General features: G+C 57.5%; 16 protein-coding genes and 1 riboswitch. Of the genes, 6 read left to right on the top strand and 10 right to left on the bottom strand.

Translation table 11 applies throughout. The features are described from left to right. Positions 1-14: 14 nt before the first annotated feature. Together trpC and VEH04_20685 are read right to left on the bottom strand one after the other, a co-directional pair. Positions 15-818 (bottom strand): indole-3-glycerol phosphate synthase TrpC, encoded by an 804-nt coding sequence (gene trpC / locus VEH04_20690; protein ID HYG25194.1) that lies wholly within the window; start codon positions 816-818, stop codon positions 15-17. Between the two features lie 42 nt (positions 819-860). Further along, complete coding sequence (locus VEH04_20685; protein ID HYG25193.1) at positions 861-1,037, bottom strand: hypothetical protein; 177 nt, start codon at positions 1,035-1,037, stop codon at positions 861-863. Positions 1,038-1,444: 407 nt separating this feature from the next. Here VEH04_20685 and bioD point away from each other — a divergent pair, with 407 nt between their 5' ends. Both bioD and VEH04_20675 read left to right on the top strand, forming a co-directional pair. Further along, positions 1,445-2,116 (top strand): dethiobiotin synthase, encoded by a 672-nt coding sequence (gene bioD, locus VEH04_20680; GenBank protein ID HYG25192.1) that lies wholly within the window; start codon positions 1,445-1,447, stop codon positions 2,114-2,116. Positions 2,117-2,124: 8 nt separating this feature from the next. Beyond that, complete coding sequence (locus VEH04_20675; GenBank protein HYG25191.1) at positions 2,125-3,420, top strand: DUF2264 domain-containing protein; 1,296 nt, start codon at positions 2,125-2,127, stop codon at positions 3,418-3,420. A gap of 95 nt (positions 3,421-3,515) precedes the next feature. On the opposite strand, the gene VEH04_20670 is transcribed toward VEH04_20675, so the two are convergent. From VEH04_20670 to pyrF, 4 genes are all read right to left on the bottom strand, one after another. Continuing rightward, positions 3,516-4,097 carry a hypothetical protein gene (locus VEH04_20670; GenBank protein HYG25190.1) on the bottom strand — a complete coding sequence of 194 codons (582 nt, stop codon included), beginning with the start codon at positions 4,095-4,097 and terminating at the stop codon, positions 3,516-3,518. 66 nt (positions 4,098-4,163) lie between these two features. Further along, positions 4,164-4,733 carry a hypothetical protein gene (locus VEH04_20665; GenBank protein ID HYG25189.1) on the bottom strand — a complete coding sequence of 190 codons (570 nt, stop codon included), beginning with the start codon at positions 4,731-4,733 and terminating at the stop codon, positions 4,164-4,166. Between the two features lie 201 nt (positions 4,734-4,934). Further along, positions 4,935-6,081, bottom strand: a protein-coding gene (gene prfB / locus VEH04_20660) for a peptide chain release factor 2 (protein ID HYG25188.1) whose coding sequence is annotated in 2 segments (ribosomal slippage) — positions 4,935-6,011 and positions 6,013-6,081 — 1,146 coding nt in all. Because the reading frame shifts where the segments join, the coding sequence is not laid out codon by codon here. A gap of 73 nt (positions 6,082-6,154) precedes the next feature. Further along, positions 6,155-6,868 carry an orotidine-5'-phosphate decarboxylase gene (gene pyrF, locus VEH04_20655; GenBank protein ID HYG25187.1) on the bottom strand — a complete coding sequence of 238 codons (714 nt, stop codon included), beginning with the start codon at positions 6,866-6,868 and terminating at the stop codon, positions 6,155-6,157. Between the two features lie 136 nt (positions 6,869-7,004). Here pyrF and VEH04_20650 point away from each other — a divergent pair, with 136 nt between their 5' ends. Beyond that, positions 7,005-7,481: a host attachment protein gene (locus VEH04_20650; protein ID HYG25186.1), complete on the top strand. Its 477-nt coding sequence runs from the start codon at positions 7,005-7,007 to the stop codon at positions 7,479-7,481. 82 nt (positions 7,482-7,563) lie between these two features. Here the strand turns inward: VEH04_20650 and thiS are convergent, their stop codons facing one another. From thiS to VEH04_20630, 4 genes are all read right to left on the bottom strand, one after another. After that, positions 7,564-7,767, bottom strand: a complete 204-nt coding sequence (thiS, locus tag VEH04_20645; protein ID HYG25185.1) for a sulfur carrier protein ThiS — start codon at positions 7,765-7,767, stop codon at positions 7,564-7,566. 2 nt (positions 7,768-7,769) lie between these two features. After that, on the bottom strand, positions 7,770-8,969 hold the full coding sequence (gene thiH / locus VEH04_20640) for a 2-iminoacetate synthase ThiH (protein ID HYG25184.1): 1,200 nt from the start codon (positions 8,967-8,969) through the stop codon (positions 7,770-7,772). Positions 8,970-8,987: 18 nt separating this feature from the next. Next, on the bottom strand, positions 8,988-9,638 hold the full coding sequence (locus tag VEH04_20635; GenBank protein HYG25183.1) for a DUF4412 domain-containing protein: 651 nt from the start codon (positions 9,636-9,638) through the stop codon (positions 8,988-8,990). Positions 9,639-9,913: 275 nt separating this feature from the next. Next, on the bottom strand, positions 9,914-16,306 hold the full coding sequence (locus tag VEH04_20630) for an immunoglobulin domain-containing protein (GenBank protein HYG25182.1): 6,393 nt from the start codon (positions 16,304-16,306) through the stop codon (positions 9,914-9,916). Positions 16,307-16,563: 257 nt separating this feature from the next. Next, positions 16,564-16,698: riboswitch (TPP riboswitch) on the top strand. A gap of 43 nt (positions 16,699-16,741) precedes the next feature. On the opposite strand from VEH04_20630, the gene thiC reads away from it, so the two are divergent. From thiC to VEH04_20615, 3 genes are read left to right on the top strand one after another with little or no spacing between them, the layout of a single operon-like run. Next, positions 16,742-18,718, top strand: coding sequence for a phosphomethylpyrimidine synthase ThiC (gene thiC / locus VEH04_20625; protein HYG25181.1), 1,977 nt, complete (start codon positions 16,742-16,744; stop codon positions 18,716-18,718). A gap of 45 nt (positions 18,719-18,763) precedes the next feature. After that, entirely contained in the window at positions 18,764-19,303 is a 540-nt protein-coding gene (locus VEH04_20620; GenBank protein HYG25180.1) for a hypothetical protein, read from the top strand. After that, complete coding sequence (locus tag VEH04_20615; protein HYG25179.1) at positions 19,282-19,506, top strand: hypothetical protein; 225 nt, start codon at positions 19,282-19,284, stop codon at positions 19,504-19,506. Before VEH04_20620 ends, VEH04_20615 begins: the two co-directional genes overlap by 22 nt. Positions 19,507-19,570 lie beyond the last annotated feature (64 nt).

The raw sequence follows: 19,570 nt of genomic DNA, 5'->3' as shown, positions 1-19,570 counted from the left end.
CCCCACTGCTCTCCTCAGCCGATCAGTTCCTTGACTTTGGCTGGAATGTCGCCGTGCCTGACCAGGGATTCGCCAACGAGGATTGCGCCTGCACCAGACTTGGTGAGTCGCTTCACGTCTTCCCTGGAGTGAATGCCGCTCTCGGCAACCAGCAATGGTGAACCCTCTTCTCCAGCTTTCAGCCTGGCGCCGAGTTGTTCAGTGGTGGCGAGATCCACCTTGAAGGTCTTAAGATTTCTATTGTTTACGCCAATCAGCGGCGCCCCCAGCGCAATCGCCCGATCCATTTCCGCCTCGTCATGCACCTCCACAAGCGCTGCAAGCCCGCTGTCGACGGCCATGCTGTGAAACCTTTTCAGTTGCCCGTCATCCAGAATAGCGGCAATCAGCAGGATCGCGTCCGCGCCCCATTCAATGGCTTCCAGAATCTGACGCTCGTCGATGATGAAATCCTTGCGCAACAACGGCAGTTTCACTGCCGCCCGAATCTGTCGCAAATACTCCAGGGAGCCTTGGAAAAATTTCTCATCGGTCAGCACCGACAAGCAATCCGCGCCAGCAGCTTCGTAGGCTTTTGCAATTCGTATGGGATCAAAGTCCTGGCAGATCACGCCCGCCGAGGGGGACGCTTTTTTCACCTCGGCAATGAGAGCGACTCCCCTGCCCTTTCTCCGGCGCAAGGCCGAAAGAAAATCCCTTCCCTCGCCGCGTTCAAGCAAGGCGTCTCGAAGATCCCCAACCGCGAGGAGACGCTGAGGCAGGCGGGCCACCTCGCGACGTTTCTCGTCAACGATGGTATCGAGGATATTCGGTGACATTGTCACGCCGCCACCCTGCGAAATGCAAGGGCGCCGATTCGGTTAACGCTTTGCCGGAGACTTGATGGGTTCATCGCTCGGGTCAGCCGGCGAAAGCAACCAGGCGATCAAGGCAGGACCAAAGCAAATCGTCAGGCCGATCGGCATCGCAAATAGGCTCCAAAACACGTCAGCTTTCATAAAGGCGGTAATCATTAACAGGCCAGTGACAGTGTTCAAGATGCAAAAATCCGGGGCGGCACGCTGGGGTCTCACGAACGCGGGTGAGATTAAACTGCATACAGCCGAAGCGGGATTCTCATCATGCGGAATAACTTGGACGCGCCGGGCACGCTTGGCAGTCCCGGGCTGAAGGATGGATGTCGACGCCGTTGGTCACCGATAATCTGCGCAATGGATGGTGAGTGATTCTGCAAAATCGGTGTATCGGGAGCACTGGTTCCAATCGATAGGTATGACATGAACGCGCGGGGCAACCCGGCGTTCCCCTACTTGGAAGCGCGGCTCATGGCGCGTTACCACGGGGCAGCCTATATCTCCCAGGCTGCCCCGCCTTCTTTCAGCCAACCCGAACGGGTGGGTTCATTTGATTCGCCACATCGAGCAGATTGGAGTTTGATTCCGTGGTGAAACGCGTTCTTTTTGTGACTGGCACCGACACTGACGTCGGCAAAACCGTCGTCACGTGTCTCCTCACGCGGCATTTCCTGGCGCGGGACCTGCCACTCGCCGCGCTTAAGCCGTTCTGCTCCGGCGGCCGCAATGACGCAGAGGCTTTATTCGCGCTGCAGCGCGGCCGATTAACGCTCGATGAAATCAATCCCTGGTTCTTTCCGGCACCCTTGTCGCCAATGATTGCGGCGAAATTGACGGGCAGGGCGATTCAAAAAGTGCAAGTGCTGGAGAAAGTGCGCCGTGTACAGAAGAAATTTCCAATGATTATCATTGAAGGGGCTGGAGGGTTGCTGAGTCCGCTGGGCAGGAATTTTGATTCACTCGATCTCATAACGGAGTTGAAGGCATTTCCCATCGTCGTTTGTCGGAATCGACTGGGTGCGATCAATCAGGCGCGGCTTGCCATGCGCGCCCTGCCACGGTTTTCATCCGAGACTGCACAGCTGGTGCTGGTGCAGGAGCGTAAGCCGGACGCTTCCCAATCCTCAAATGCTGCGGTCCTTCGCGATTACTTCAGTTCAGAGCGCGTCCACGAACTGCCATGGACGCGGTGGAAAAGCATGGATATTGAGCCGACTGTGCGGCGCATGTTAACTCGACTGGCGAACAACATTTTGAACTAATCCGCAATATGACCACGCGAAGGAATTTTCTGAAAACCGCCGCTGCAGCGGGTGTTGCTGGGATGGTAGCGAAACCGATTGAACGGATTCTTGCGGCTGACCCTGGTATTCCAGTGGATGGAGGAGCGGACCGCCGTTATTGGTTGTCCGTTGTAGAACGGCTGGCGACACCCGTCTTGGGTCACCTGGCGGCGGGCGAACTCAAAAAGCGCATGCCCGTTGAGGCGGCGAATCCTGCGGACCGCCGCCGCTACACGCATCTCGAAGCTTTCGCCCGCCTGCTCGTAGGGATTGCTCCGTGGCTGGAGTTGAAGACGATTGATGGCGGCGAAGCCGATCGCCAGAAGCATTTCATCGAACTCGCGCAAAAATCCATCGAACGGGCCACGCATCCAGGGTCTCCCGACTTTTTGAATTTCGACACCGGGGGTCAGGCCCTGGTGGACTCCGCGTTCCTGGCGCAGGCGTTGTTGCGCGCGCCTACGGCCTTATGGAGCAGCCTGGATGATGACGCTCGCAAGCGGCTGATCGAGGCCCTGAAATCCTCCCGCGCTATCGGGACTCCGAACGGAAGTAATTGGGTGATGTTTGCCGCTATGGTTGAAGCACTGCTGTTAATCGCGGGAGAACCAACGATTGAGGAGCGGCTGGAAACCTGTGTTGGCCGAATGCTCAATTGGTACGTGGGAGACGGCGCATATGGCGACGGCGAGCGATTCCACTTTGACTATTACAATGCATTTGTCATCCAGCCGATGCTGCTCGATGTGCTGCAGGTGCTACGCGCGAAAGACAGCGCGTTCGATCCGGTTTACCAACAGGTTCTTCGCAGGGCGCGCCGCTTTGCCGCTGTTCAGGAGATGCTGATCTCACCCGAAGGCACGTTTCCGCCCTTCGGCAGGTCGCTCACGTATCGATTTGGCGCGTTCCAGACGCTGGCGCAGGTCGCATGGATGCGGGAACTGCCGAGTTCACTGGAGCCCGCCCAAGTTCGTTGTGCCATGACGGCGATGATTCGGCCTCTCATTGAAGCGCCGGGCACATTTAACTCGGAGGGATGGCTGCAATTGGGGTTCTGTGGGCATCAGCCGGCGCTGGCGGAAGGCTATATTTCAACAGGCAGTCTTTACCTCTGCAGCGTAGGATTGTTGCCACTTGGTTTGCCTCCGTCTGATCCATTCTGGAGTGGAGCCTCCCGCAAATGGACATCCCAGCGGATTTGGGCTGGAGAAAATCTACAAGCTGACAAAGCTCTTGGCGAATCCCGGCCGATTCCACTCCCCACCTTGAGACGCCCAGCCTGAGGCATGCGATGGCCTGCCGCAGAGGGTCGCAGTTCGCCAAACCGGAGCAAAAAAAACCCGGCGGGTAAGCGCCGGGTTTTTGAGAAATCCGCTGATTATTGTTTGCTGCGGTAGCGAAACACCAGGAACACAGCTCCGAAACCAGCGAGGAGCGCGTTGATGGAAGGCTCGGGAACCACAGCGATGTTTCCGAATGTGAACACTGGGCCGTTAAAGCCTACGTCCGTGATGCTCCACGTTGCCGGGGTCGAAAGCTGCCCGGTAATGTGTGCGATGCCTTCGCCAGTCAGATGCAGGAACCCGCTGCCCTGAAGTGCGATTGTGACTGAAGTAATGTCGAAGCTATAAGTGGTTGGCCCGACCGAAAAGGTCCACAGCTGGGTTGGAGAACCAATTGGAGCGTCGAACGCGAACGGGGTAAACGAGACAGGAGTGCCTCCAGGAACTCCCGCATAGTTGCCAGTCGGCCCGCCGCCAACAACAGGAACGTCAGCTCCCGGCCCCAAGGGACCGAAGATGGAGGTGAACGCCGTCGCCGTATCTATCGGTCCGTTTAACGTGGCTCCCCCAGTGAAAGCGATTTCGCCACTGATGTAGGTCGCTGCCTGAACTGGCAGCATCAAGGCACCGAACCCAACAACCGCAACCGCGCAAAATTTCAGGATCTGGTTCTTCATAGAATTGAGGGTTGCTCGCTTTTACTTCTGAGTGCCTACTCCGGTCAAGGAGTAGTTGTTCACAATTCAGGAAATCCGCCGCCGAATCAGTACCAGACCCGACATTCCAACGGCGAGCAACGTGAACGTCATTCCCGCGTCTGGAACGCGTCCGGCGTTTTCCGGGAGGTCAGTCGTGGTGGCGGCTCCGAATGTGGATACACGGTTGCCCGTTGTATCGATCACCAAATTCCATTGGCCTGGGGCATTATGTGCATTGATATGGACGATCCCGTCCCCGGCCAGAAAAAGCGTGCCGGGACCTGGGTTCACCAAGGTAATGGATGTGCCATCCAGCTTGAATGTCACTCCGTTGTAAATCAGTTGCCAAAGAGTGAAGCCGCTATCGCCTGTGGAAAAACCCGTGGTCCAATCGGCTGAATGGCCCAAGGGAATGGGGCTAAATGCTCCGGTTGTGTGGCTGACAGTAATGTTGACCCCGGAAAGGTCCACGTTATATGGAGGCCCCCCACTGAACGCAGGAGCGTTGCCCGTGTTTACGAATTGAATCTCTGAAGGAACGGCATAAGCCCCCGTGAGAGATGCGGCGAGAAGAGCGGCTGCTCCAAGTCTGCTAACGAACGTCTTTGTGATCATGTTTTCACCCCGGATTGTATCTGTGGCAAGATATCTTAAGCAGCGATTGAGCCAAGACGTTGGCCAAAATTGAGACAATCAGTGGTGGTTGTTTTCACCGAGGAGGTTGCGTTGAAAAAAAAGCTTCAAACAGCGGCGGCTCAAAAAGGAGGGAAGACACAAATGTAAAAAGGGCCGACAGCCCCCCTGGGTTTTCGATGCTTAGTTATCGTCATCCTTTACACCCTGGATGCGTTTCATCGGGCAGCCAGCCCGCAACCAGCCGTTCACAAAAGGATCCAGATCCCCATCCATCACCCGCTGCACGTCGCTCGTTTCAACCCCGGTTCGCAGGTCTTTAACCATCCGATAAGGCTGAAACACGTAGCTGCGAATCTGATTACCCCACGAGACGCTCCCCTTTTCTCCATAGAATCGCTCCATTTCCGCTTTCTGTGCGTCCACTCGTTGGGCGTATAACTTCGAAATCAACATCCGCATGGCGGTCGCACGATTCTGATGCTGCGAACGCTGGTTTTGCGATGCCGCCACGATTCCGGTCGGGATGTGGGTGATCCGCACTGCGGTCTCGACTTTATTGACGTTTTGCCCCCCTTTCCCGCCTGAACGGTACGTATCCACCTTTAATTCAACCGGCGGAATGACAATGTCGGAAGACGTCTCTTCAATTTCCGCAATCACATCAACGCTCGCGAAACTCGTATGCCGGCGCTTGTTGGCATCAAATGGCGAGATGCGCACCAATCGATGCACTCCGCGCTCGGCCTTGCAAAACCCATAGGCGTTCTCGCCCGAGATCAGCATGGTTGCGCTTTTGATTCCAGCACCTTCCCCGGGGAGCGCGTCCTCGATTTCCACCGTCCACCCCCGGCCTTCCGCCCAGCGTTGATACATCCGCAGGAGCATATTCGCCCAATCACAGGCTTCCGTACCGCCCGCGCCCGAGTTGATGCTGAGGAGACAATTGTTTTTGTCGTGAGGTCCTGTCAGAAAAACCCGCAACTCCAAAGATTCCAGGTCCCGATAAAAGCCCGTCAGGTCGCCTTCGAGATCCTTCTCAATCGCCGTCTGCGCCTCGGCGGGTTCAGCCTCGCCCAGCTCGAGCATCACCTTGAAGTCATCCAGCTGCTTTTCGGCCTTCAACAGCGGCTCAATCCGGCCTCGCAACGCGTTGGCTTCATCGATGTGCTTCTGCGCCTGTTCGCGATTATTCCAGAACGTTTCGCCTGCCATCAAGGCGTTCAATTCCGTCAGCCGTTTTTGCGTTCCCGGGACGTCAAAGAAACCTCCGCAGGTGCGTCAACTTCTCCGATGCCGTCAAAATCTGCGCCTTAATTGTGTCAAACATAAGCGGCGCAGACCATACAGGACGGAGAACGCGACGCCAATGGGGATTTGACGATTCGCAAGTGCTTATGGAATCAACCGAGCGCCGCCAGAATCCGTTCCGCCGCCGAGCGCGGATTTTCGGAGGCCGTAATCGGCCGGCCAATCACCAGCCAGTTCGCGCCGGCTTGAAGCGCCTCCTTCGGACTCAGCGTGCGCTTCTGGTCATCGCTCTTTTCATTGCCAGTCCGAATACCCGGCGTAACGAGCTGGATCGTTGCCGGCAGGAACTCCCGCAACCTTGCTATTTCCAAGGGCGAACACACCAAGCCGCGCAACCCTGACTTCACCGCAAGTTGCGCGAGCCGTTCCACCTGCCTGCCGACATCGGTTCCACAGCCCACTTCATCGAGACCCGATCCGTTCATGCTGGTGAGAACCGTTACACCGAGCACCAGCGGCGCGCTGCTGCCTGTCTCACCCGCCGTTTGGCTGGCGGCCGCCTCAGCCGCCCGCATCATCTCCCCGCCGCCGCTCGCATGAATCGTGAGCATATGAACATCCAGTCGAACAGCCGACGCAACCGCCTTCGCAACAGTGTTTGGAATGTCATGGAATTTGAGGTCAAGGAACACCGCAGCGCCTGTATCCCTGATGCGCCTCACGATGTCAGGCCCGGCCGCAGTGAAAAGTTCCTTGCCGATCTTGAAGGCGCCGACCGCCGGAGCGAGCTGGCGCGCGAGTGCCAGCGCCTGTTCGGTTGAGGACACATCCAATGCAGCGATAATCGGGTTGCGCATCAGTGACATTCAACCGCCCGACACTGAATTCACAAGCAGTTTTCCGAGGGTGCACTGATTGATTTTTTGCACACGTCATTCAGGATGCTAAGTTAGAGCATCCACGGGCACGTATCCCGGGAATCAAGGAAATCAAACAGAGGATATGAAGAACACACTGATCATAGTGACGGATTTGGAGCAACTGAAAGCCTATCGAGTTGACAATGACCCTTTGCACAGCAACCCGCGCCTGGAACTGATCGATACGTTCAAGACTGGCGCTGCGCGGAAGCTCGTCGAGGAAACCACGGATCTGGCCGGCCGTTTTCCGCGGGCGAGTGTGGCGCATGAGATCATGGGCGGCATGTCCGCAGGCGAACGCCACAACATCGAGCTTGAGAAACGCAAACGCTGCCTGCGACAGCTTTCACGCCGAATCAATGGTCTGGTGAAAGCCCCCGATGTGGAACGCTGCTTCCTGGCGTGCAGCCGTGAAATCAACAATGCGCTCCTGGCGGAACTTGATCCCGAAGTGCGGGCCAGAATCGAAATCGATGTTGCGTCCGACCTTACCAAAGTGAACCGATCGGACCTCCTGAGTCATTTTAAATCTGCCAGCCGGGCGGGCGCCCTGGCGTGAATGTGGCTCGGCCGTGGCGAGGCGTAAGGACCTCCGCGCCTTGCGGATCTTTGCGTCTGCCACGGTTGGCGGACTGCCGGTATCACCCCCCCGCAACGATCTTTACAATCTCGAGCCGGTCGCCTTGCTGCAGCGAATGTTGTGCAAATTGAGAAGGCGCAACCGCCTCCCCATTATGCTCGACCACCACGCTGCGCGGCAGCAGGCCCTGCTGAATCAGGAACGATTCAATCGAGCAGGGCAGCGTAATCTCGGCGGGTTTGCCGTTGGCTGTGATGCTTGCCATGGTCAACTCGTCAGCGCCACATCCCAATCCTTCCAAACAGGCTCGTATCCGAGGCGTTGAATGATTCGTGCCACCTCCGCCGCCGAGCGTTCATCAGCAACGTTGAATTGGCCCGTGGCATTTGTCGGGGATGCCTGGGAAAGTGCCGACCATTCGCTGCCGCCGCTTTCGACGATGCGGCCTCTAATGGTCTGATGCGTATTCTCTCGACCCGCTCCCGTGTAACCGCCCGGCTCTGTCCGCGCGCCAGCGCTCATCATCGTCACCCCCAACGGAATCAATCCATCGCGCAGGCGCGGTGTCTCGCGAGTCGAAAGGACGATGCCGACATCCGGAAACATGAGCCGCAACGCGCAGATCAACTGCGTCAACTCGCGGTCGCTGATATGGGTCAGGGGTTCAAATTCCCCGGCGCAGGGCCTGATGCGAACTGTGGAAATCGTAAGGGACGCTTTCCAGCATTGACGCAGGAGGTAATCAGCGTGAGCGGCGACGCTCAAGGCTTCGTGGCGCCAGTCGGCAAGGCCATATAACGGGCTGATTCCGAGCCGGCGGAAACCTGCTGCGTACGCACGCTCGGGTGTCTCGAGCCGCCAGTCGAAGTTGCGTTTCGGTCCGGCTGTGTGCATCTCCGAATACACCTCGCGTTCGTAAGTCTCCTGGTACACCACCAGCCCATCTGCTCCCGCTGCAACAAGCGGACGGTATTCATCCGTTTCCATCGGGCCGACTTCCAGCGACAAACTCGGCCAGTCCGGATGCAAGGTCTGGATGCAATCGCGCAGGTAATTGCTCGAAACGAATTTGGGATGTTCACCCGCCACGAGCAGGAGATTGCGGAAGCCTTGCGCCCGCAATGCTTCGGCCTCTTGCCGCACCTCGTCGAGGCTGAGCGTCACCCGCAGGATGGGATTGTCGCGCGAGAAACCGCAATACTGGCAGTTGTTGATGCACTCATTTGACAAATACAGCGGCGCAAAGAGGCGCACCACCTTTCCGAACCGCTGCTGCGTTACAGCGTGGGCACGACGACCCAGAACCTCCAAAAGTTCCCCTGCCGCCGGCGAAAGCAGCACGGCGAAGTCGGCGAGCGATAATTTCGCCTTGCCCATCGTCGCGCGTACCGATGCGGTGGTCGCGGCAAGCGACCGAGCCTTCAGCGACGCCAATGGGAGCGAATTGAACTCAGAAACAAAACTCACGTGCGCAACCTAGCACAATCACTCGCCAGCAGCAGGCATCCCGCCGCCTTGTTGCATGCGCTTCATTACTTCCTGCTGCATGAGCGCCATCATGTTGTCGTATTTCTTGAAGTCGCCAGGCGGGTTGAACTGCGACGCTTCCGGCTTGGAGAGCTTTACATTCTTGAATGAGAGCTTCATCGCCATTCCCTGCTCGGTGGTTTCAATCTTGACGGGAAAGTTCTTCAAGTCGGTCGCGTTCCAAACAGTAGATTCATGCTTGGTGCCTTTCTCATCGGTGACGACGGCCTTGTTCTTCACGCACGGATGTCCATCAACTGTCTCCTTGCCGATTTCGGTGGTTTCAATTTTTAGGGTGCCGGCCTTGGCCGCTTCCTCGGGCATGGGCATCTGCGCATAGGCCTTGAGTCCGGGGTAAACCATGTAGCTCTGCTTTTCTTCGGGCCGCGAGATGATGACCATCTGGTCCATGCCCATTGTCTTCATCTGCTCTGCCATCTGGGGCGGCATCGCGCTTCCCTTGGCCTCGCTCATGTTCATCTCGAAGCGGGACTTGCCCGAATCGAAGCTCATTTTTCCAGGCACCGAGATCGTTTCTCCGCCCGACATCTTCACTTCCGATTGCACCGCAGCTGAGAACGCCTGGTTGTCCCCGAACAGTTTGGCCATGGCCGCACTGATCTGCGGGGTTCCGCTGGCTGGCCGGCCGGGTTGCGCGTGCAACGGCAAAAGGCTTGAGCAGAGCACAGCGAGTAAAAGTCCCTTGAATTGAGTTTTCATAAAATGCAGTTGTTGCGCCATGGTGGATACTCACGTGACCGGGCAAAAACCAGTAGATTGTTCTACTACTTTAGGCCGGGGCGCAGCGGAGCCCCTGCCCAAAATGCATGATCGCCACGAGCCAATCAGGTCGATGTTGAAGGGGGAACCTCCAACATCAAAGACTACTGCGGGATCTGTCGCGCTCGGTAATAACGTTGCTGGTGATTGGTGAAGTGCGTGTCCACGTATCGCCAGATTCCGTTGGTGCGTTCCATGGGTCCGATGATCACCCAATTCGTACTGCGCAAGTTGGTGTTGGCAAGCACGCTGTAATCGCGGCCTGGCTCGCCTTGCATGCAGATTTTGAACGTGTTGGTGCGCACGCCTCCGAGCGACAGCACGTGCGGCGGCGGTGTAACAACTGACACCTGCTGCGTGATGGACCGGCTTCCGCCCCTGTTGTCGATGACAGTTCCCACAAACTCAAGCGAGGTGGGAAAATCAAACTCTGCCGAACTTTGCAGCGACCCGCCGTTCACCGTTGCAAACGTGCTGCCGTTCAGCCGAACGCTGAGGTTTGTGACGGTTCCGTCAGGATCGTTCCCGCTCGCGAGCAGCGAGAAGGGGCGGCAAACGAGCTGCGTCTGCGAACCGTCGGCGACACTGAAGGTGATCGACGGCAACGCATTGCTCGCGCGCAGCAATAACGCAGTCGGGGTGTAAAGAACCTCGAAGTCGTAACCCGGCATGACGACTTCGTCGAACTCACCCGAACGCGCAACGTAGGTCATTGCGGTAAAGGTGTTCCCAATGATCGGATAAAAGCCATTGGTAAAGGACAGCACCAGCTTTCCGGCAAGGTGCGCGGTTCCGCCGATATTCACCGTCGGATACAGGTTCGTGCCACCGATTGGCAGCAGTTCGATCCCGTCACTCCGGTTGGTGAAGTTGCCCGTGATCGCGAGGTTTCCAAACGGACGTCCCGGTGCAAACGCGGCGGCATTCTCCACAGTGCCGTTGACGACATTGGTGCCTGTCAGCGTGCCGCCAAGAATCCGCAATGCGCCGCCAACTTGTCCCCGCAGGATTTCAGTTGCGCCGCTGAGCTGAACGAACAGGCCCAGGCCGAGGTTGCGCCCGAGCGTGTCATCGGCGACCACGCTGTTGAAGTTCGTGCAACTCACGCTGATGCCACCAAAACCGCTAATCGTCCCAAAGTTCGCAATTGACGCCGGCCCGCCGCCAATTGCCCCACCATTGAAATACAGCTGAGCAGCCGCCTTGTTTTCGAAGTAGCTGTTCCCAGTCAAGGAACTGGTGCCACCCGTGACGGCAACGGTGCCAGAATTCTCAATGCGTTGGGCGTCCACCGCCATCGCCTGGAAAGTTGCCGTGGCGCCCGGCGCAAGGATCGTCGTGCCGCTGCCGAGTATCGAACTATTCGAAATGTGCGCGTTCGTCCGGATCACCATGGTGCCGCCATTGCCGATCGAGTAAATCGTGTGACTCAGGTTGTCGACATACATCGTCCCTGCGTTCGTGATGCCAAAAGACCAGAAGCTGACAAACCCGTCGCTGAGAGAACGCAGGTCGGTGATGATTGCCGGGTCGAGAATCGAGAGCGCGCCGAGAAGGATATGCACCTGCGATGTGTTTGTGTAATTCGCGAGCACCCGGAATTCAGGGTTCGGATACTTCGCGCCTCCCGATGCTTGAGCAATATAAAGTCTCCCGTGATGAACCGTATTGGCCGCACGCCACTGCACGGGCCCTGCGCACGCGATGTTCACATGTCCGCCAGTCAGTTGCGTTCCCGGTTCAAAGCTGAACGCTTCACCCGTTGAATCGCCAAAGATGCTGTACTCGGCCAGGGCGTTGTAGTTCCAGAATTCGCCGTAGTTCGCACCACGGAAAATGTAGACGTAACTGTAGTTTTGCACCCGGCCGTAATTGATGAAATCAATCCCGATCGTGCTTGGAGACCACACCGATGAGCTTGCCGTGTTGATTGTTCCATGATTCACGAGGAACGACCGCGGCAACTGCGATCCTGCGTAGTTCAAACCGTTCGCGCCCATGTGGATCACGCCGCTGATGTGGTTGGTCAACTGGGCTCCGCCGCTGAACATCGGCAATTGCCCCGGCCCGATGCCCGCGTCACGCGAGGTGGTGAACTCCCCGTAATTCTCCACGATATTCGTGACGATGTGCTTCTGCTGCTGGCTCCCTATGAAATACAGGTGTCCGTTCGTTCCAACCACGGTCCTGCCAGCACCGGAAAGCGCGCCTGTATACCAGTTTACAAGACCGCCGAGGTAGTTGGATCCGCCCGACGTTTGCAGCAAGCCATCGAGATTCAACACCGTGTTCGCTGCAAACCGCGAGTCGCCGCCCAACGAAAGCGTCCGCCCCGCGGCAAGATGCACTGTTTGCGTCCCCGTATAAGAGCCCACCAGCAGGTTGCTGACGGCAATGTTCCCATCAATCGTCACAGAATAGGTTCCTGCAGCAGAAATCGACGCGGTGTTCGTTGGGCCTGGAACCCGATTCGGCAGCCAGTTGGCGGCGACGGACCAATTGCCACCCAGCGTGTTCGTCCAGTTAATGGTGCCGTCAAAGGGAATCACGCTGAGCGTCGCGGACACATTTGTCGTGGCAAGGGTCGCGTCGGTGACAATGACATTGTAAACACCGGAATTCGCCGGCGTTGTGGATGCAATCGTGAACACCGCGTTCGTCGCACCAGGAATATTGTTGCTGTTGAACTGCCACTGAAAGCTGATGGGTGTGGTTCCCGAAACTCCAACGACGAATGTTACGGGATCGGGTTGCCAGACTGTCTGATTGCTCGGGAAACTTGTGATCTGGAGCGGGACATTCGTCAGCGCACCCACCGTCAGCACCAGATTCGTGCTGGTGTAAGTCGCCTCGAATGTCACACCGGGCGGCGGCGTGATACTGTCAAACATTCCGAGGCGTGATCCGAAAGTCATGACGGTGAAGGTGTTGCTGAGCGACGGAGTAAAGCCCTCGATGAGACGCACATTCAATGTCCCCTGCAGCGTCGCGGTTCCCGACAGTCGCAGCTGATCGTAATTCGTTCCGGGAACCGATGTGCCAGCAAGCTCGACATTCAACGCGGCCGCAATCGTGTTTGTATAGTTTGCGGCTGTGATAAGACCCGGAGACGCGCCGGGATTCACGACGCCGTTGTTGTAGAAGGATCCCGCAATTGTTCCGCGACCTGTTAGAACACCGGATTCAACGCGCACCTGCGATCCGCAACTGAAATTGGTTCCGAGGAATCCGGAGCCGGCGGTTTGAACAAACGGACCGGCGAGGGAGAGACTGCCCACATTGAAATCAAACGTGCCGCTGTTGGTGATCGTCGTGCTCCCGAATGTCGCGATTCCAGTGCCGCCAGATTTGGTGAAGGTTCCAATATTGTGAAGCACCGTCGCAGGCCCTGTCCCTCCCCAGACTAATGCAACGTCCGCTGTCACGGCCAGTGAGCCGTTGTTGCGAATCGTCGCACCACCCTGTCCTGTGATGCCCACGCCGCCCCAGGTTCCGGTGCCGTGGTTGATCAGCGAACGGCCAGGTGCGACCCAATAACTCATCGATTTGGCTGTATTGCCAGCGATGTTCAAAGTCTGGTTCACAGTGACCGTGTCCTTGCCGGGTCCATCCGAATTCAATGCGCCTCCGAGCCAATTGAAATGGTCCACTGTGAGGTTTGCACCGCGCAACTCGCCGTTCGTGAGATTGAAGCTCGTGGCAGATGCTGGCACATCCAGCCGCCACACGCCGGCGGATTGATTCACCACCGCGGGCACCGTGCTGGCATCCTGCACCAGTGTACCGCCCGAAATCAGCAGCGAGGGAACTTGCAGGTCGGTGGAGCGCAGGTACACCGTGCCACTCGGAATTCGAAGCGCATTCGGGGGACCCCCGGAAACGATCGAACCGGGATTCAGGGTGGTTCCCGACCCTTGTTCGTTGACCAGCGGAACTGCGGCTCCCAGCAGGATCGCTCCGCCCGAATGATTCGTAACAATGGACGCATGCAGCGACAGGATTCCGGACCGCGCGTCGATGACGCCGTGATTGTTCAAGTACGCCGAGTCGAAATAGAAGGTCGAAGATCCGTTTGAACGCGTGATCGTTCCGAAGTTGTTCCAAACGGGTCCGGCCCCGTTTCCGTACCAGTCGAACTGAACATTGGGCGAATCGCCCGTGACAATCACATTTCCGTAATTGTTCACGGCCATGTTGTTGTTGCCGCGCAACTGAATTGCAGCGGCCCAGTTGATCGTTCCGTGATTGTCGAGCCCGCGTCCCCTGTTCGAACTGTAATAGCTGAATCCGCGATCTGCGGTTCCCAAAATGTTCGCGACGCCGCCAGCCGGAATGATCGTGCGATCGGGCTGGGCGAGTGGACCATCGGATGGCGACCCGTTGTTCATGTCGCCCGCGTACCAGTTCAGGTTGGTGACGGTGAGATCACGCCCTCGCAACTCCCCGTTGGTAAAATTGTAGTTTGCCAGCACGGCCGGGACGCGCAGTTCAAGGCTGCCGCCCGACTGGTTGATCGTTGAAACCGCGATGTTCGTGCGCTGGTACACCGTGGCGCCGTTCAGCCACAGCGAGGGTGTGACGAGATTTGTCGTCGCGATATGCACGGCTCCGCTCACGAGGCGTACGCTGTTTGCAGCGGGAGCAGTCAGCGCGGATGACGCATTCAACACAACGGTGGCGCTGTTTTCCACGGACAACAGCGACGCTGCCGAGATGGCGATCGCGCTTTCGTTGGTTAGTGATCCGCCATAAATCCGCAACAATCCGCCATTTGCGACGAGTGGACCCTGGTTGATCGCAGCGGACCCATAGAGCGACAAGGCACCGGTGCCGGCTTCAATCGCCCCGAAGTTGTTCAAATAGACGCCATACCAAAAAAACACATTCGAGCCGCCCGATTTGTTGAACGTTCCGTGATTGTTCCACACTGGGCTGCCGTAGCCGGGATAGTAGGCGAAATACGCGTCGCCGGCACCCGTGTGATTCACGGTGCCAAAATTGTTTACGGCCGACCCCATCTGCAAGCCATACAGCACAGCGTCCCCGCTCCAGTTCCATGTCCCGTAATTATCCAGCGATCGGCCGTTGCTTGCTGGGGCGTTGTAACTGAAATATCGCGTTGTGTTACCCATAAAATTTAACACGCCGCCAGAGGGAATAATCGTTCGATCGCCGTTTGCGTCCGCATTCATGTTGCCGCCGGCCCAGTTCAGGTTCGTCGCGGTCAGAGTACCGCCGCGAAGTTCGCCGTTGGTGAAGTTGTAATTCTGCACCGCGACAGGCACGCTCAGCCGCCACGTGCCTGAGGATTGGTTGATGGTCGGGATGAAATTGTTCGTCCTGTGCCATAGCGTTCCACCAGCAATCAGGACGCTGGGAGTCGTGACGTTCGTCGATTCCACAGCGAGCGTGCCGCTGATGAGACGAATGGAATCCGCGCCCGGCGATGTCATGCTGGACACGGCGCCAAGGGTAACCAATGCGCCATTGTCCACTTGAAATCCCGCATCAGATGCCAGGCTGACGCTGCCACTGTTGGTCACCCACCCGCCGTACGCGTGAAGCAAACCGTTCTGTACCGCGATCGAACCTTTGTTGGTCACGGCCGCGCCGTAGAACCAGAGCTTGCCTGCCTGGCTGCTCATCGTTGTCTGGTTGTTCGCATACACTCCGTAAAAATAAAACGAGTTCGTTCCGCCGGACTTGAGAAACGTCCCGTAATTGTTCCATGTCGGCCCACCGTAACCAGGATAATACGCGAAATAGGCATCGCCGGTTCCCACGTGATTCATCGTCCCGAAATTGTTGATCACGCAGGCGGGCTGGAGACCGTAAAGGACGGCATCACCGCTCCAGTTCCAGGTTCCGTAATTGTCAATGCTGCGGCCGTTGCTGGTCGTTGCATTGTAAGTGAGGTAACGGGTTGCGCCGCTGACGAGGTTGAACACGCCGCCCGACGGGATCACAGTCTTGTCGCCAGTGGCGTCCGCATACATGTTGCCGCCTGCCCACGTGAGATTCGTCACCGTGAGGAGGCCGCCCCGAAGATCGCCGTTCGTGAAATTGTAAGTGTTCAACATGGCGGACGACAGCAACCACAAGGTTCCTCCAGTCTGATGAACCGATCCCCGGCTGCTGAACGTTCCAGCGGCTTGAAGGGCTCCGCCTGAAATAAGAATCAATCCGTTGCTGGCGCAGCTTCCGTTGGTGACGCTCAGGGTTCCGCCAGCGACTTGCAGCGTGCGCGTTCCGGTTGATAGCGAAGACCCCAATGTCAACGCGTCGACAGAGGCGTTCGCGGATACAGTCACCGTGTAGCTGCCGGAATTTGTGATCCACGCCGCATCAGCCCCAGTGGGCACCTGGTTCGGGTTCCAATTCGCTGCCGCACTCCAATTACCTCCCGCCGCATTCGTCCAAACGACATCCGCAGCAAAACTCGATTGTTGACCAACGGACAAAGCAACCGCCAGGAAGAGATATTTACGCGTGGTCATAGTTAAGCTCATCGACAAACCTCCAAGCTGCTTCAGGCAAAAAAACAGACTGACTGATGCTCACAATGAGGCGGATCATTTCTATCGCAACGCGGTCTGGACCAACAAGCTGCGTTTGATCAGGAGTACTACGCGGCAGCGCCCCGGGAATTCTACGGACGCCTCGTGCTCCCGCCTGGAAAATCAAACCTGCATGTTTGTTCAGAATCCGGGGTCGAGCGCACGGCTTGACGCTGCCAACCCTTCAACCTACCTTCCCAGCATCACAGGGGAGCCAACCATTGGATTCGCTTTTGCAGGCGGACCGAGGCTGAGAGGGCGACGCGGGAGCGTTGCCGACCCTTGAACCTGATCCAGGTAATGCTGGCGTAGGAAGGCACGGGCGTCATTCACGCTTTCTTTCCCGCTCGCTCCTGGAAAAACCTTGGTAGAATTATGATCGCGACCCAGGAAAGCTTCGAACCGTCCAGCGGGGAACCATTGCCGAACAGCAAACGCATTTACGTCAAGGGCAAGATCCATCCAGAGGTCCGCGTCCCAATGCGCGAAATTACGCTGTCACCGACGAAGTCATATTCCGGCGCGATCACTGAGAATGCCCCGGTGCGCGTTTACGATTGTTCCGGCCCGTGGGGAGATCCTGATTTCAAAGGTTCCGTTGCGGAAGGGTTGCCCGCCTTGCGTGGCGATTGGATCCGGAAACGCGGCGATGTGGAGGAATACAACGGGCGAACGGTGAAACCGCAGGATGACGGCTACCTGAGCGAGGTGCACCAGGCGAGCGCACGTGCGACTAAACTGAATCCGGAAGTCCGAAATCCCAGATCCGCCGCGCGCCGGCCGTTGCGTGCCAGCAACGCCCATCCCGTCACTCAATTGTGGTACGCACGCCAGGGCATCATCACGCCCGAGATGGAGTTTATCGCCATTCGGGAAAACACCCGCGCGGCGGAAATTGCGGACCTTTCAAACGACATCGTGCGGAACAGGCTGGACAAACAGCACTCCGGGTCGTCGCAGGCTTCAACCCTCAATTCCCGCAGTGCCAGGTTTGCACCAGGGGTCTTCGCCCGTTTCCCCCAACGCATCCCGAGCGAGATCACCCCGGAATTCGTGCGCGACGAAGTCGCCGCCGGCCGTGCCATCATCCCCGCCAACATCAATCACCCTGAACTCGAGCCCATGATCATCGGGCGCAACTTCCTCGTGAAGATCAACGCCAACATCGGCAATAGCGCGGTCGCATCGAGCATCGAGGAGGAAGTCGAAAAGATGCGCTGGGCCACGAAATGGGGCGCCGACACGGTGATGGATTTATCCACGGGCAAGAACATCCACATCACGCGCGAGTGGATCCTGCGCAACTCGCCGGTTCCGATCGGCACGGTTCCAATTTATCAGGCGCTTGAGAAAGTCGGCGGCAAAGCCGAAGAGCTCACGTGGGAAATCTTTCGTGACACGCTCATCGAGCAGGCTGAACAGGGCGTTGATTACTTCACCATCCACGCCGGCGTGCTGCTGCGCTTTGTTCCGCTTACGGCAAATCGCATGACGGGAATCGTCTCCCGCGGCGGGAGCATCATGGCCAAATGGTGCCTGGCGCATCACAAGGAAAATTTCCTCTACACGCATTGGGACGACATCTGCGACATCATGGCAGCCTACGATGTGTCGTTCTCAATCGGAGACGGTCTGCGCCCGGGCTCAATCGCGGACGCGAACGATCAGGCACAATTCGGCGAATTGGAAGTTCAAGGCGACTTGACGAAACGCGCCTGGGCCAAAGGAGTTCAGGTGATGAACGAAGGTCCGGGACACGTGCCGTTGCACATGATCGAGGAAAACATGGTCAGGCAACTCGAGTGGTGCGGCGAAGCGCCGTTCTACACGCTGGGACCGCTCACGACGGACATCGCCCCGGGATACGACCACATCACGAGCGGCATTGGCGCCGCAATGATCGGATGGTACGGCTGTGCGATGCTGTGCTACGTGACCCCCAAGGAGCACCTCGGCCTGCCGAACAAGAAGGACGTGAAGGACGGCGTCATTGCATACAAGATTGCCGCTCATGCAGCAGACCTGGCCAAGGGCCATCCCGGCGCGCAATACCGCGACAACGCATTGAGCAAGGCGCGATTTGAATTCCGCTGGGAGGATCAATTCAACCTCAGCCTGGATCCTGTCACTGCGCGCGAGTACCACGACGAAACACTGCCGCAGGAAGGCGCCAAGACCGCGCATTTCTGCTCCATGTGCGGCCCGCACTTCTGCTCGATGAAAATAACTGAGGACGTCCGCAAATACGCAGCCGAGCAAGGGATCGCGGAGGACCAGGCCCTCAAGCACGGCCTGGAAGAAAAGTCGAAGGAATTTGTGGAAAAGGGCGCTGAGGTTTACGGGAAGGAATAGCTAATCAAAACAGAGCATAGACAGCGAGCCACCCCTACGCTCCTGGTGCAAAACGAACTCGACATTGTCCGCGACGTTTCCTGCAGGCTGGAACGCGGCGGGTTTGCGTTTATGCTGACCGGTTCGATGGCGATGAACTACTACGCGCAACCTCGCATGACCCGAGACATTGACATCGTGGTCGCGCTGACGCCCGGGGACACGGATGCGGTCGTTCTGCTGTTCACGCCTGACTATTACGTTTCCCGCGAAGCCGTCAGCAGTTCGATCACGCATGAATCATTGTTCAACCTGATTCACAATGAGAGCGTCATCAAAGTGGATTGCATTGTGCGCAAAAGCAGCCCGTATCGGATGATCGAGTTCAAACGACGCCAGAGGATCACGATCGAAGATTTCTCCACCTGGATTGCGAGCAAGGAAGATCTCATCATTTCCAAACTTTGGTGGGCAAAAGATTCGTTGTCCGAACTCCAACTACGCGACGTGAAGAATCTCGCGAGCACCGGGTGCGATGCTGAATACATCGAGCGCTGGACGACAGATCTGGGGCTGCAAACGCTGTGGCAGCAATGCAAACCATGACGGACACTTCGCCTGAAATTGCGGAAATGGTGCGGGCCCGCTTAATGGCGAAATCCGGAGCCGAACGTTTCCGAATGGGCATCGAAATGTTTGAAGCCGCCCGCCGTATGACCCTGGCTTCGCTGCCTGCCGATTTGTCAGATGCCGAACGAAAACGCCGCCTCTTCGAACGTATCTATGGCGAGCCCTTGCCGATGGAATGAAGCGCGTGACGAGGTCCGCAATTACGCCGCGGAACACGGCATGAATGAAGACAATGCGGTGAAA

The sequence above is a fragment of the Verrucomicrobiia bacterium genome, assembly GCA_035629175.1.
Classification (GTDB): domain Bacteria; phylum Verrucomicrobiota; class Verrucomicrobiia; order Limisphaerales; family DASXHY01; genus DASXHY01.
Note: the sequence above shows the minus strand (reverse complement) of the source record. Positions and strands in the feature narration are given on the sequence as shown.